This is a genomic window from Clostridium sp. YIM B02500 (genome assembly GCF_022324665.1).
GTDB classification, from domain to species: Bacteria; Bacillota; Clostridia; order Clostridiales; family Clostridiaceae; genus Clostridium; species Clostridium beijerinckii.
In genome coordinates, this window is sequence record NZ_JAKGTE010000006.1 from 190,300 (window position 1) to 205,049 (window position 14,750).

Genomic DNA, 14,750 nt, shown 5'->3' on the forward strand with positions numbered 1-14,750 from the left:
CCTAAAGATAAGGGACTTATAAAAATATTATTTTAGAACAAGTATATGCATAAATGATAAAGATGTATAAATTTACAATTAAGGAACTTATTATTATTTAACATATTCAGAATAAGGCAGCTCAATTGCGACTCCAGTTTCATCAAATTTATAATTAGTACCGCTGAGAGGAGGAGCACCAGAAATTAAATTCATTCCTATAGAATAAATTGCATTTGCATGTTCCCGTGGATCTTGCTTAACAGTACCCGTCATAAATCCTTTTGAAATTAGTTCTTGTGCCTCTGGTAAGGCATCAACTCCAACAACTGGAATACACTTAGAGGGATCTCCTTTATTGTATCCATATTTTTGAAGCCCTTTAACAGCACCTATTGCCATGGAATCACTATTAGCAATTATTGCTTCAATTTTATTACTGTAATTTAAAAACAGTGATTCTACAGAAGTTCTTGCGCATTCTTCTAGAAAATCACAGGTGACTGATGAAATTTCCTGAGTTTTTATTCCAGATTCATTTATTGCCTGAATTGAATATTTGTTTCTTAGAGCTGTTATATTGCTATCAGATGGGCCTTTTATAAGAATATATTGCATTATATTATCTTTATTTTTATCTAAAACCCCTTTATTTGCATTCCAAGCATTGGCGAGAATTTTACCTTCAAGAATACCAGATTGAGCAAGATCTGTATTAATTATAATAGATCTATTGCGGTAAGGCCTAAGTAAGTTTACTATAGATGGAGTTTTCTCGTATAAAATAATTAATGGAATATTCTTTTGCTGTATTTTATTAAAAGTACCTTCAATATCGTTTAGGCTTTTACTAACAGGACGTATTACAAAAAGGGTAAAATCCTCATTAAGTGCATTTTCAATGCTTTCGTTTTGAATACTTTGATTTTCTTTTGCATCAAAAAAAGTAAATTGAACTTTACCTGAATTTTCAATTTGAATATCTTCTAAATTTTTCTTTACCTCATAAAGAAATGAATCTTCAAAATTATTTATAAATACAGCTACTTTAAGCTGAGGTTGAGTAGTGGTGTTTTGTAAAGCATATATATTATATGGAATTATATTTGATAATAATAAAATAACTATAATAATCAACTTAGATTTTTTTAATACATTCATTTTAATCCTCCATATGTTTTAATTTAACTATATACTCATAGGCTTTCTTTATTTATAAAATTTATTCGAACCTGTACATATGGCATAAAATTTATAATTATGTTTGTAGCTAAACTTTAGAAAGATTAAATTGACTTAATAAAAACAATAAGAATTAAATTGAAATTTTAAATTTTCAGTGGGAAAACTATATAGGACTATAATTATAGATATTAATAATGAGAATAAGATTTTTGAAATAATGTTTAAGAATTTTAGATAATCATGAACGAAATCATTGTTTATATGTATTTCAGAAAAAAGAAATTGAGAGAAGTTATGAAAATCAAAAAATAATTGTGTAAAATAATACTAAACTCAAGCTTCAAATCAAAAGCTCAAGTTTAGTGTTATTATATTTTTTGTATTTTGAATTAAACTTATATTTTATAGAACTTATTATAGATAAATTAATTATAGGTTAGATTTATATTATTTTATCCACTATAAATATTTTTCAACTAACCCTTTTAAAATCTCACCATGTCTACACTCATCTTCGCCAGCAGTATGTACAGCTTGAGCTGCTTCTTTAAGGCCTGATTTATCAAGAATTTTAGATAATTCTTTTATTTTTTCTCCTGCAGAGATTTCACCAATAGACATTGAACTCAAAGCATCACGTAAATTTTCATTTGTATGACCATTTAGTGCTGCATATAATCCGCCATGACGAGCTTCATCAGCAGAAATCTTTTTTAGTTCATCTGCTAATTCGGATAGACCTCTTTCCTGAGCCACTATCGCAAAAGCTTGATAAGTTGCAGCACCTATTGCTTCTGCCTTCCACATTTCATTAATTTTTTCTTCTAAATCTGTGCCTTTAGTTAAACCAATTAAACTCATAACAAACCTCCATATTAAAATTGATTAAAATATAATATAATGTAATTAAATTGAATGAAATCAGATTAACATTTTAATAAATCAATGTCAATAGAATTTAATCTCCATTAAATATATATTCCCATAATATTTCAAGTTAATCTTAATTAGAAAACGAGTTACTAATTTGGATGCATATTTACTTTAATATCAATGAAAAGACATGTTCTCTTTCTATCTAGATAAAGTGCATACAATTAAAAACAATATAATTTGGTGTTTAAATGGTAAAAGAGGAATATTGGACCAAATGTCGAATACTATCAATGTATTTATTTAAAATTCGAAAAACAAATATTAGGGTGGTGTAGGAATGGAATGTCTACGAGAAACAAATGATAGTTTAGAGGAGTGGGAGAGTTTTATATCAATTGTAAATAGTAATCCTACTGTAAGAAAGATTACATTAGAATCATGGAAACGATGCAGTGAATTAGGAATAAAGCCTGAAAAAATAAAATTTAAGTTTTTATCAGATAAAGATTTAAAGAAAAAGATAAAAGAAAATTCACAGCTTATTGAAGTTTCAAAGTTATATATGGATTCTTTATCAATGAGTCTGAGCGGAATACCGCATATTGTAGCTTTATCAGACAAAGATGGATGGATTATTGATTATAGAGGCACTCCAGAAGAATTAGGAGGGAAAAAAGCAGGATTATGTATTGGTTCAAGTTGGTCAGAAAAAGATATAGGGAATAATGGTGCAGGTACAGCATTAGCAATAGGAGAGCCGGTTCTTGTTTATGGAATAGAACATTATGGTATTGCTTATGGTGGATGTGCATGTATTGGTGTTCCCATAAAGTATGATAATAAAATTATTGGTGCAATGGATATAAGTGTACCTGTTAAATATGCAAGACCAGAAAGGCTTCATATATTAGTAGCTTGTGCAAATTCGATTGAAGCAACAATTACGTATATAAATAATAGCAACGACAAATCTTCAGGAGAACATATAAATTTACAAGCAACGAGTGAATTGATAGCAACAGCAGTTCATGATCTAAAAAATCCATTATCAGTAATTAGAGGATTAGGGCAATTAGGAATGATAACTTCTGATAAAGTTAGAATTGATAACTATTTAAGCAGGATAATAACACAGGCTGATGAGATGAATGATATGATTATTGAACTTTTGAGTATATTTAAGCCAGAAAAACTTATGCCTCAGAAGGTAATTCCGATAATAGAAAATATTATAAGTTATTTTGAGCCAATTTGTGAACATAAAAAAATTAAGTTATCTTTCTATAATAATTTAGATGAATACATAAATATGTCTGAAAAGCTGCTAAAGAGAGCAATTGAAAATATTATAAATAATGCAGTACAAGTTATGGATGATGGTGGAGAGATTGAGATTTTAGTAGAAAAAGATGAAGATTTCATGATAATTCAGATTAAAGATACAGCGGGGGGAATACCAGAAGATTTAAGTGAAACTTTATTTGAACCTTTTTCTTTTAGAAGAAGTGGTGGTACAGGGTTAGGATTATTTATGGCATATCATACTGTTACCAACATTCATAAGGGTCAAATATGGTTTGAAACAGAATTAGGCATAGGAACTACGTTCTTTATTAAATTGCCAATAGCTAAAAATATTGAGAACTCAATACTTGAATTTCATAAATTCATATAAGATATAAATTAAGAAGTGATTGGCTAGAATGTAGCAATTTAAACTAAAAAATAAAAAGAAATAGAGATAGCATTTAAACTAGGTAGATAATAATAAAGCTATCTCTTTTTTGTTCTATGAAATTGCATTTTAATTATGTACAGTATTTAAAGAAAATATACTCTTAATTATAAACGATAATTGAGAAATGTAATTTTATTTAAGAAAAAGTTAACGCGCCTTGACCCAATATTACAATTCTATCATTATTTCGAATGGGTTTAAGTGGAAACTTTTGAGAGCGTGGATCTAAGGAAATAGCTTGTTGTATTTTCTGTTCAGAATCAAATACAACCATAAATCCTCTATATTCAGATAAATTTTGAACGTTATAAGATACATTTTCCATAAGGCCTAGATCTCGTATGTTATAAAATCCTTCTTTAAAAGTTCGTGGTTGATTTATATCAGCTACTGCAGCAGTACTAATAGTAAATGACAGAAGCAAAAAAATAGAGAATATTGAAATAAATCTCTTCAATTCAAGAACCCCTTTCGTCAGTTTAATGTTATAAAATTTAAATATGTTGAATTTATTATGTGAATCTAGAAAAAATATATTCTTTTTATATTATCTTTAAAATATTGTATAAGTGGCATTATGAGCTTGTAAACATACTTTATATTTGTGAAGCAATATTGTAATAAGTGAAGAAAAATGCTTTGTGATAAAAGAATATTTTTAGTTGAAGATGATCTGAAGATAAATTTTGAAGGCAAATCAATAAAGTTTAATACTTCTATATATAAAAATATTAATCGCTATTTTATGCCCATTTTAGAATTTGTTAACCAGACTGGAGGCAAAATTAATATTAATGGGAGTAAAATAGATATAAAGTTTAAGGAGAAGTCATCTATATGTATAGATTATTGCATTAGTGATTATAAATTTACTGTAATTAATAGTGCATTTTATATATCGTTATTTGACATGTGCAGAATATTAAGCATAAGATCTAAGTGGGATTATAGTAGGAGCACTATTTCACTTTATTGGGATAAAATTAATTATAGGAATCGCAAAAATATTTATGGAAGAGTTGGTTTAATTCGATTTGAAGACATAACAGCAGGCGGTGAATATTTAGATTCTGATAACTTAGAAAAGCTTAGAGTAGTTGCGGATTATATGTATTCAGCGGGCATACCATTTCATATAGCATGGATACCAAGATTTGTTGATCCCCAGAATGGAATTGATAATGATATATCAAAAGATTATAGTATGCCAAATGCTAACTTTCTATTTACAATGGAGTATTTATTAAACAGAAATGGAACAATTGGTTTACATGGCTATACTCACCAGTATGGTGATGAAGTAAGCGCGGTTGGTACTGAGTTTAGTGATGAAAGAAATAATGATGAAAAAAGTATAAGAAAAAGAGTTGAAGCGGCTATTAACACTGCAAAGAAATTAGAATTACCTGTTAAGTTTTTTGAGACACCTCACTATGCAGCCACTGCATTTCAACAAAGCATATTTGAACAATATTTTGATATTATTTATGAACCATTTGTAGGCATTTGGGGAGATAGAATAGTTAAAAGTCCTAGAAATTATAGAACTTTGTATATACCTACACCGTTAGGCTATGTAGAAGAAAAAGATGGTATTGATAAAATGATTAATAGAATAAATAACTTAGGTGAAGCTACGCTCGCTAGTTTGTTTTATCATCCATATATTGATTTTGAATATATAACTCTTAAAATTGGTATTAGCAGATATAAATTGAGTGGTTATTCAGAAAATTCACCTCTTCATGAAATAGCAAAAGCACTATACTATAAGGGGGGTAACTTTACAAAAATTACGGATTTAAATCTAAATAGTAAGAAATATGAATTTAAAAAATTATTCTATAGTTTTTTAAATTCGCACAAATATTCTAAGTTAAGATAGTATTTTAAAATTAAAAATGAAACTCGAGTAAATGAGTGATAATGGATATTAATAAGCAATAATTTAATATACTTTGGTATTATCTAAGTGCAAATATTACTAAATGATTTTGGGTAGTATTTACGCTTATCTTTTATCGTACGATTTTATGATGGTGAGTATTACACAAGAATAGTCCAGGCTTTAGCAAGTTTATATGAAAATATAATTGAGCTTTGAAGTGAATTAGGATACACTAATGATAATTGAAACTTCAAATATTGTAAATTTAGGTAAGCTTTAATGATTTTGATGAAGAGAAGAAACTTAATTTTAGTATATATTTTTGTGTTTATTGAATACAAATGAATTTGGTTGTATAAAGGAGAATAGAAATGGAATTTAGAAAAGCGGTTGAAACAGATATAGATGATATAATGAACATTATTAAGCAGGCACAAGCTTACTTTAAAGAACAAGGAATTGATCAATGGCAGAATAATTATCCTAATCCTGAAACAATAGGAAATGACATTGCTAATAAACATAGCTATATTTTATTAAAAGACAATAATATTGTTGCTACGGCAGCGGTTTCTTTTGACGGAGAAAAAACATATGATTCTATTTATGAAGGTGAATGGATTACTAATAGCCAATATGCAGTTATTCATAGGATAGCTGTAGATAACACTTATAAAGGATTAGGCTTATCATCTAAAATTATTAAAAATGTTGAGGAGCTTTGTTTAAGTAAAGGGGTACATAGCATAAAAATAGATACACATGAAGAAAATATATCTATGCAAAAGTTGCTTAAGAAAAATAAATTCCAATATTGTGGAGTAATCTATTTAGAAGATGGAAATAAAAGAATAGCCTTTGAAAGAACACTGTAATTTTGAAGATAGTTCTGCTCTTTCTTTAAATAATGAGGACAAGCACTACTGGAGATTAGTAGTATCAGATAGCAATGCTAATTTATAGGTGGAAGATTATAGCCTTAAATCCTAGAAGTGTAGAAAAAGATAAATTTATGGATTTATTGACACTCAATGGAACTTGCTGTAAAATTAATTTAATGAAAATTTGATTTAAAGTTAAGAGGGAGTAACTGCCTTTAAAAAGGTGATGAAGTCAACATACTGACCTTAGGTCTGGCTTTATCGTAACTAATTTTAGTTAAGTGAGACTTTTAGCGCAATATTTGTGTTTTGATATAAGAGTTTTGATCTAGTTCATTAAAATTCTTATATTAGGACACGTTATTGTGCTGAAGGTCTTTATTTTTTTATTCTTTAAGAATTTATATTACAATAAAATCTGTGGATAATTTAAAAAAAGGTTTATTGACTAGTTTTTGTATCTTAAAAAGAATAAAAAAGAAATCTTATTCGCCTGCCAAATTTTTCTCACATGCGTTCGAAAAGGCAGATGCGTGAAAAAATCTCCGGCTCCACAGTCGCCTGCGATTTTGTTCTTTAATAATTAGTATATTTGATCCTTATGGCTGGGAATATACTTTTGGACAAGTTTGGCTAGGAATTAAAAACTAAACTAAAACAAGTTTGAATTGATGAAAAAGTACACAAAGAGGGAGAGTTCGGGTTAATAAATAATATAATTTGGAGGTATTAAAATGGCATCATTTATTAAGGCATTATTATTAGTGGTAGTTGCAGAAATGGGTGATAAGACGCAGCTTCTGGCAATGGCAATGGTAAGTAAATACAAAGCTAAACAAGTATTACTTGGAGTGCTAATTGCAACTATTTTAAATCATGCATTAGCAGTTGCAGTTGGAAGTTACTTAAGCTCTGTAATTCCAATGGATTTAGTAAAAATTATAGCAGCAGTATCTTTTCTAGCCTTTGGTCTTTGGACAATACGTGGAGATAAATTAGATGATGAAGAAAACAAGAAAGTAAAATTTGGTCCTATTGTTACAGTAGCCATTGCATTTTTCTTAGCAGAAATGGGAGATAAGACTCAGCTTATGACAATAACTATAGCGGCAGAAAATCAACAGCCAATTTTTATCTTAATGGGAACCACAGTAGGAATGCTTATTGCAGATGGTATAGGAATTTTAGGAGGAGCATGGATGTGCAAGCATGTACCAGATATATATATAAAATGGGTAGCAGGCGTAATCTTCATATTTTTTGGAACATTAACTTTGTATAATTCGGTTCCAACAGCGTTCTTAGGACCGCTATATATTGTTTTATACTTAGCTCTTATGGGATTACTGATTTATCTTTTCGGAGTAAAGTTTGCATACTTTGGTCAAGCATGTGATATAGCAATATCTAGGAAAGATGATTTGCTAGATATTGAAAGTGAAGAAGAAATTAAGAAAAGAGCTTAATATTAAATTAAGCAACAATTAATGTAAAACATAATCAATAGAAATCTATAATAGAGTTATGGAAGGTTATCATAGCTCTATTTATTTTATAAAGACCACTCTTAAATATATTTGAATGCATATTTAATTAAAGCCATCTTCTAATTTATTATAGGTAAATTCATTATGACCAAACAATTTTTAATTCAAAAAGTATTATAGAAAGTAACAGTTAGCAGGGAAAAATAATATAATAAAATTGATATTTAATTATTGTATGGGAGAAATTAACGTGTTATCAACTGGTAATTTTATACGACAATCCTTGGAATTACATCTTTTCTTTGCGAGAATTATGAAGGAACATTCATTTTTCTTGGAAATAGGCTTTACGCCAAAGAATTCAAATTATATAGAAGAAGCAGATGCTTTTAGGATGGGATTTGACAATCTTTTATATGATGCAATTACTGTTTCAGAAGGTGTTGTAGGCGGTGATGTATTACAATCTGGTGAAGTAGTAACTCCTTTTACACTTGAAGCCGAAAAAGCATCGGCATATTTTACAGGAGTAAAAATCGCCACTAATATTACTAAAGTGGAAGCTGAATTAATGAGTGATTCTTTTAGCAGACATAATCATGAAGAACTAGAGAAAAAAGTATTTGCAATTAACAATAGAGCATTGGAATTGACAGCTGGTTTAATCAGGTTTAAATCTAGACTATTATCAGATGTCTTATCATGCAAGATATTTACAGTTAATTATCCTTTGCTTATAGACCACATCTTAAGAGAAGCAAAGTTTTATTTTATGCTAGTTCAAAGGCTTCAAAATCATGAAGAAATTGATATAGAGAGAGAAGCTTATGAACAGGAGGCTTTTTGGAATAGAATTATGGCTGAACATTCAAAGTTTATAAGAGGATTGCTAGATCCAACTGAAGATGAGCTAATAAATACAGCAAATAACTTTGGTCATCAATTTGATATATTAACTAGAGAAGCAAGAGCAGCTATGAATAAATCAATTCCAATTTCTAAAGTTACAGATGAAAGCTTAGAAGCAACCAAGTCTATAAGAAATTTTAAGGCACAAGGTACTCAAGGTCTAGTAGAATGTAAGATTAAGTCTATAATAATACCATTGTTGGGAGATCATACGCTACGTGAAGCTAATCACTATTTGCGCTTGCTCAAAATATTCAAAAGGGCTGAAGATATAGACTAGTAATTGTATCTTCAATAAAACTTTTAGCACAATTGCTTATGATGTGCTAGAAGCTTTTTTTATTCTTTAGGAATTTATATTCCAGTTTTTTTGTAATCCATAGTTTCGAGATTATTTGTGGGAACTAATAGAAATCTGTGTATAGTATCTAAAAAAATGGAATACTAAGCATGAGGTGATTTACATGGAAAGTGTATGGAGCTATGAAGTTAATTTTAGAAAAAGAGAAACTTTAAATCAAGATATTCAATGTGACATTCTTGTAATAGGGGCTGGAATGGCAGGATTGCTCACAGCATATATGCTAAATAAAAGTGGGAGAGATGTTGTTGTAATTGATGCAAGAAGTATAGCAGGAGGAGTTACTAAAAATACAACTGCTAAAATAACATCTCAGCATGAATTAATTTATGATAAATTAATAAAAGAATTTGGTGAAGATAGTGCCAGTCAATATGCAAGAGCTAATGAGCTTGCTATAAGAAAATACAAGGAAATAATTGATGCAGAAAAAATTGATTGTGATTTTGAGCATAAAGATGCTTACTTGTATACTTCAGATAACATTAAGGACATTGAGGACGAATATAATGCAGCGAAAAGATTAGGAATTGATGCTGAGCTTGTAGATGAAGTAAATATTCCGATAAAAGCTAAAAAGGCATTGAAATTTAAGAATCAAGCACAGTTTCACCCACTAAAATTTCTAAGATCAATTTCAGAACAGTTAACTATTTATGAAAATACAGTAGCTCTTGATATTACTGAGGATAATACTGTAGTTACAAAAAATGATATGAAAATTAAAGCAAATAAAATAGTAGTTGCATCACATTACCCATTCTTAAATACTCCAGGTTACTATTTTATGAGAATGCATCAAGAAAGAGCATATGCTATAGCTTTAGAAAATGCGCAAGATGTTAAGGGAATGTATAAAGGTATTGATCAAAATACATATTCATTTAGAAATTATAAGAATCTATTAATACTTGATGGTGCAGCCAGAAGAACTGGGGAAAATGAAGAAGGGGGAGCATACGAGGAATTAAGAAAGTTTGCTAAAGAATTTTATCCAAATGCAACAGAAAAATATCATTGGTCGACTCAAGATTGTATGACCTTAGACAATATACCTTATATAGGTCACTACTCATCTAAAACCCCTAATATTTATGTTGAAACAGGATTTAAAAAATGGGGAATGACAACTTCAATGGTTGCAGCAATGATAATAAGCGATATAATTCTTGAAAAGGAAAATGACTTCTCTGAAATATTCTCGCCAAGAAGATTTGACATGTCAGCATCTATGAAAAATGCTGCAAAGGATCTTGTCATAACTGCAAAAAACTTTATCGCGGAGAGGATAAATATTCCAGAGGAAACCTTAAGTAGTATTGAAAATGGTCATGGAGGCATTATAGAATATAAAGGTCAAAAGGCTGGTGTCTATAAGGATAATGAAGGCAAAGTATATACAGTATCAACAAAGTGCGCTCATTTAGGCTGCGAACTTAAATGGAATGCTGATGATTTGACTTGGGACTGTCCTTGCCATGGTTCAAGATACAATTATGAGGGAATCTGGATTGAAAGTCCTACTAATAAATGCCTTCATGAAGTGTAGTAATATGTTATAGATAATAGCATAAGTATATTATTTAACATACATAGAGTTTATACGTTGAAGAAGCTGTCTTAAAATATTTAAATTTTAGATGGCTTTTTTAGTTTGGAAAACTATTTTGATATGATACCTTGACATTATTACTAATTAGTAATAATATTATATCCATGAATAAGAATAAAGTAACTTATGGAGAATTAAATGATTTAAATTTAAAAACTATTATAGCATTAAGCCGATGCATACAAAGTGTTAACAAAAGAGAACTTAAGATTATCAAAGAAGGAGGATTAACTTATTCACAATTTGGGGTACTTGAAGTACTGTATCATAAGGGAGATTTAAGAGTCAGTGAAATATTAGAAAAAACTCTTTCAACTGGTGGTAATATGACTGTTGTTATAGATAACTTAGCTAAAGATGATTTGATTGATAGACGTCCTGATCCTAAGGATAGACGCGCAAGTTTAATAAGCATATCTGAAAAAGGAAGAAAGCTTATGAGTGAACTCTTCCCTAAACATGTAGATAATTTAAATGAAATTTTTAGCACTTTAAGTGTTGAAGAGAAGAAGAATCTAATAAATATGTTAAAGAAATTATCAGGTGTATAAAGTGGAACTTACACCTTAATTTTTAAATAAATAGTACTAATTAGTAATTAACTGATTAGTACTGAAGTGTTAACCAGATTTTATAATAGAGCAAAAAAAAAGAGTGAAGAAGTAGGAGTAGTAGAAAAAACTCTTTGAGTTTATTAGTAATACATTTTAAATATTTACTATTATCTATTGCTTATTCATAAATTATATTTTGCGAATATGTTCTAAAATTTGATAGAGTTAGATAAAATGGAGGAGGGTAAAAAATGTTAAGAAAAATTGAAAGCGGAAATATGGGCAGTAGTAATCTAGGATGGTTAAGAAGCAAATTTCATTTTTCATTTGCAGAATACTATAACCCACATAATATAAAGTTTGGAGTTTTAAGAGTTATAAATGATGATTTAGTTGAATCTAATACTGGATTCGATACTCATCCACATAGAAATATGGAAATAATATCATATGTAGTTAACGGTGAACTTACACATGGAGACAGCATGGGAAATAAAAATACAATAAGTCGTGGTCATGTTCAATACATGAGTGCTGGCACAGGCGTATATCATAGCGAGCATAATTTAGGGAAAGATGAGTTGAGATTTTTACAGATATGGATATTTCCAGATAAGGAAGATTATAAGCCTAATTATGGAGATTATAGATTTGACTGGAGAGATAGACAAAATAAATGGCTTCATATGGTTTCAAGTAAAAATGCAAATGCACCAATAAAAATAAATCAAGATATAAATGTTTATTCCCTAGAACTTGATAAAGGAAAAGAAATTAATTTTCAAGTTAATGAAGGGAGACAGGCCTATTTGGTTCAAATAGAAGGTGGTGCTATAATAAATGACATTGAATTAAATAATAGAGATGGAATGGAAATAGTTGAGGAAGATATTTTAATCAAAGCCAAAGAGACATCTCATATTTTGATTTTAGAAATGAAGAAAGAAAATTAAGAATTGTATAAGTTCAACTAATCTTCAGAGGGAGGTTGGTTGAACTTCTTAAACAAAATAAGAATAAAAAGAGGGTTAATAATGAATGATTTTTTAAAAATTGTAAGAGAAAGAAGATCAGCTAATAAATTTATTGAAAATATTAAAATACCTAGAGAAGATTTTAATGATATATTTAGAGAACTTTCACTGGCGCCTTCTGCTTTTAATTTGCAACATGCTAGGTACTATGTTGTAGAAGATAAGGAGCTTATGGAGAAAGTTTATGATGCATCATTTAAACAATACAAAATAAAAACTGCTTCAGCAACTATAATTGTAACAGGTGATAAAAACGCATACTTATCAGCAGATAAAATTTATGAAGGCTCAATGATGCTTGGAATGATTGATAAAACTGATTATGAAATCATGCTTAATACTATTAATAGTCTTTATGAAGGTTGGGGAGAAGAATTTAAGCATGAAGAAGCTATAAGAAATGCTTCATTGTCAGCGATGCTATTTATGTTATTAGCTAAAGACAAAGGCTTGGATACATGCCCAATGATTTATTTTGAGAAGGAGAAGATTGGTAAGTTATTAAATATTCCAGAGAATGAAGTTCCAGTTTTAATGATTACTATGGGGAAAATGGACAAGAGTAGTAATAAAATTAGAGGATATAGAAAGCCTGCTGCTGAATTTGTGAAATTTTATTAATCAAAGCTTTTACACCCAAAATATTAATATTGGATTTGGGGTGTAAAAGCTTTGAATTTCACTATTAGTATACATAATAAAAATAAAAGTGTTAAAACTATTCAGTGTAAAAAGCTTTATATTTAATCTAACAATAACTAAGGAGGCAATATAATGGATGATGATAAAGTGATATGCGGATGTAAAAATGTTAAAGTAAAAGACATAAAGAATGCTATTGCTAATGGCGCAAAATCATTTGAAGAAGTTCAAGAAAAAACTGAAGTTGGAACTGGCTGCGGGCATTGCGTAGAAAACAATAAAGCATTAGTTGATGAATTATTAGGAAAGTAACATCAAAAATAAGAATAGATATGATACAAATATTGATACCACTTACATTGAGATACAAATATATCTTTATGTGGTGGTTCTTTTTGTTTAAAAAATTACTATCCCCATAAAATTCACACAAATAAATGTTAGAATACGTTCAGAAATTGTAAATATAGATTGGAGGAAACACAAAGGTTTTGATAGTTTCAAAAAAGTAAAATCTTATATTCTGGGGGTTATTAAAAATTGATTGGATTAATTCAGCAAAATATATTCTTAGTAATTGTTATTGTAGCTCTTATTATAGCTATTGCAGCTTATGTTATTAATAAAAACGAAAAAGAAAGTGAAGAAACTGTAGTAAGAGAATTTTATGGACTTGGTACAATAATACGATTAAGAGTGGATGGAAAAAATCGAGAAAAAGCTATTCAGGAAGCTATGGATAGACTCAATATTATAGAAAATAAAATGTCTGTATTTAAAGAATTTAGTGAGGTCTCCATGATAAATAAAAATGCTGGAGTGTCAAATCAAGCTGTGAGCACAGATACTTACTTTGTAATAAATAAAGCAGTAGAATACAGCAGGTTATCAGAAGGGACTTTTGATCCAACTATAAGGCCTATAGTAAGTCTATGGCGTATAGGAAGTGATAATCCTAGAATACCAAGTAAAAGTGAAATTACAAGTAATCTTAAACTCGTAAATTATGAAGATATAATTCTTGATGAAAAGAGCCATTCAATAGGTTTAAAACATACAAAGCAAGCAATTGATATTGGCGGAATAGCTAAAGGATATGCTGCAGATGAAGTAAAGAAAGTTTTTGAGAATAACAGGATTAAAAGCGCTTTAATCGATATTGGTGGAAATATTTATGCCTTGGGCACAAAGCCAGATAAAACTTTATGGAAAGTAGGTATTCAAAACCCTGTTGATACTCGTGGAGAACATATTGGAGTTATTAGTGTGGAAAATAAATCTGTAGTTACATCAGGAAATTATGAAAGATATTTTACTAAGGAAGGAAAGATATATCACCATATAATTGATCCTAAAACAGGATATCCTTCTGAAAGTGAGGTTATAAGCTCAACGATAATCTCAGATCACTCCATTGATGGGGATGGACTATCTACAGGGGTTTATATTATGGGGCTTGAAAAGAGTATCAAACTAATAGAATCTTTAAAAGGAATTGATGCCATTTTTATTACTAAAAATAAAGAAGTATATGCAACATCAGGAATAAAAAATAATTTTAAGATAACCAATACAGAATTTAATTACAAGGATAGCCTATAAGA

Annotated in this window: 14 protein-coding genes; 11 read left to right on the plus strand and 3 right to left on the minus strand. The window is 29.2% G+C overall.

Translation table 11 applies throughout. The features are described from left to right. Positions 1-93: 93 nt before the first annotated feature. Positions 94-1,140 carry a galactose ABC transporter substrate-binding protein gene (locus L1S46_RS07220; protein ID WP_238899652.1) on the minus strand — a complete coding sequence of 349 codons (1,047 nt, stop codon included), beginning with the start codon at positions 1,138-1,140 and terminating at the stop codon, positions 94-96. A gap of 483 nt (positions 1,141-1,623) precedes the next feature. Further along, positions 1,624-2,025, minus strand: coding sequence for a ferritin family protein (locus L1S46_RS07225; protein ID WP_238899653.1), 402 nt, complete (start codon positions 2,023-2,025; stop codon positions 1,624-1,626). A 352-nt stretch (positions 2,026-2,377) separates the two neighbouring features. On the opposite strand from L1S46_RS07225, the gene L1S46_RS07230 reads away from it, so the two are divergent. Next, on the plus strand, positions 2,378-3,715 hold the full coding sequence (locus tag L1S46_RS07230; RefSeq protein ID WP_238899654.1) for an ATP-binding protein: 1,338 nt from the start codon (positions 2,378-2,380) through the stop codon (positions 3,713-3,715). A gap of 199 nt (positions 3,716-3,914) precedes the next feature. On the opposite strand, the gene L1S46_RS07235 is transcribed toward L1S46_RS07230, so the two are convergent. After that, complete coding sequence (locus L1S46_RS07235) at positions 3,915-4,235, minus strand: hypothetical protein (RefSeq protein WP_238899655.1); 321 nt, start codon at positions 4,233-4,235, stop codon at positions 3,915-3,917. A 177-nt stretch (positions 4,236-4,412) separates the two neighbouring features. On the opposite strand from L1S46_RS07235, the gene L1S46_RS07240 reads away from it, so the two are divergent. From L1S46_RS07240 to L1S46_RS07285, 10 genes are all read left to right on the plus strand, one after another. Further along, positions 4,413-5,663, plus strand: coding sequence for a polysaccharide deacetylase family protein (locus L1S46_RS07240; RefSeq protein WP_238899656.1), 1,251 nt, complete (start codon positions 4,413-4,415; stop codon positions 5,661-5,663). A 374-nt stretch (positions 5,664-6,037) separates the two neighbouring features. After that, on the plus strand, positions 6,038-6,541 hold the full coding sequence (locus tag L1S46_RS07245) for a GNAT family N-acetyltransferase (protein ID WP_238899657.1): 504 nt from the start codon (positions 6,038-6,040) through the stop codon (positions 6,539-6,541). Between the two features lie 740 nt (positions 6,542-7,281). Further along, on the plus strand, positions 7,282-8,013 hold the full coding sequence (locus tag L1S46_RS07250) for a TMEM165/GDT1 family protein (protein WP_238899658.1): 732 nt from the start codon (positions 7,282-7,284) through the stop codon (positions 8,011-8,013). Positions 8,014-8,284: 271 nt separating this feature from the next. Continuing rightward, positions 8,285-9,223 carry a DUF2935 domain-containing protein gene (locus L1S46_RS07255; RefSeq protein ID WP_077830277.1) on the plus strand — a complete coding sequence of 313 codons (939 nt, stop codon included), beginning with the start codon at positions 8,285-8,287 and terminating at the stop codon, positions 9,221-9,223. 184 nt (positions 9,224-9,407) lie between these two features. Beyond that, on the plus strand, positions 9,408-10,853 hold the full coding sequence (locus tag L1S46_RS07260; RefSeq protein ID WP_238899659.1) for an FAD-dependent oxidoreductase: 1,446 nt from the start codon (positions 9,408-9,410) through the stop codon (positions 10,851-10,853). A gap of 167 nt (positions 10,854-11,020) precedes the next feature. Further along, positions 11,021-11,467, plus strand: coding sequence for a MarR family transcriptional regulator (locus tag L1S46_RS07265; protein ID WP_012059250.1), 447 nt, complete (start codon positions 11,021-11,023; stop codon positions 11,465-11,467). Positions 11,468-11,721: 254 nt separating this feature from the next. Further along, positions 11,722-12,423 carry a pirin family protein gene (locus L1S46_RS07270; RefSeq protein ID WP_238899660.1) on the plus strand — a complete coding sequence of 234 codons (702 nt, stop codon included), beginning with the start codon at positions 11,722-11,724 and terminating at the stop codon, positions 12,421-12,423. 81 nt (positions 12,424-12,504) lie between these two features. Continuing rightward, the gene (locus L1S46_RS07275; RefSeq protein WP_238899661.1) at positions 12,505-13,125 is read left to right on the plus strand and encodes a nitroreductase family protein; all 621 of its coding nucleotides are present in this window, start codon (positions 12,505-12,507) and stop codon (positions 13,123-13,125) included. A gap of 153 nt (positions 13,126-13,278) precedes the next feature. Continuing rightward, complete coding sequence (locus L1S46_RS07280) at positions 13,279-13,458, plus strand: (2Fe-2S)-binding protein (RefSeq protein ID WP_012059247.1); 180 nt, start codon at positions 13,279-13,281, stop codon at positions 13,456-13,458. A gap of 228 nt (positions 13,459-13,686) precedes the next feature. Beyond that, positions 13,687-14,748 (plus strand): FAD:protein FMN transferase, encoded by a 1,062-nt coding sequence (locus tag L1S46_RS07285; RefSeq protein ID WP_238899662.1) that lies wholly within the window; start codon positions 13,687-13,689, stop codon positions 14,746-14,748. Positions 14,749-14,750 lie beyond the last annotated feature (2 nt).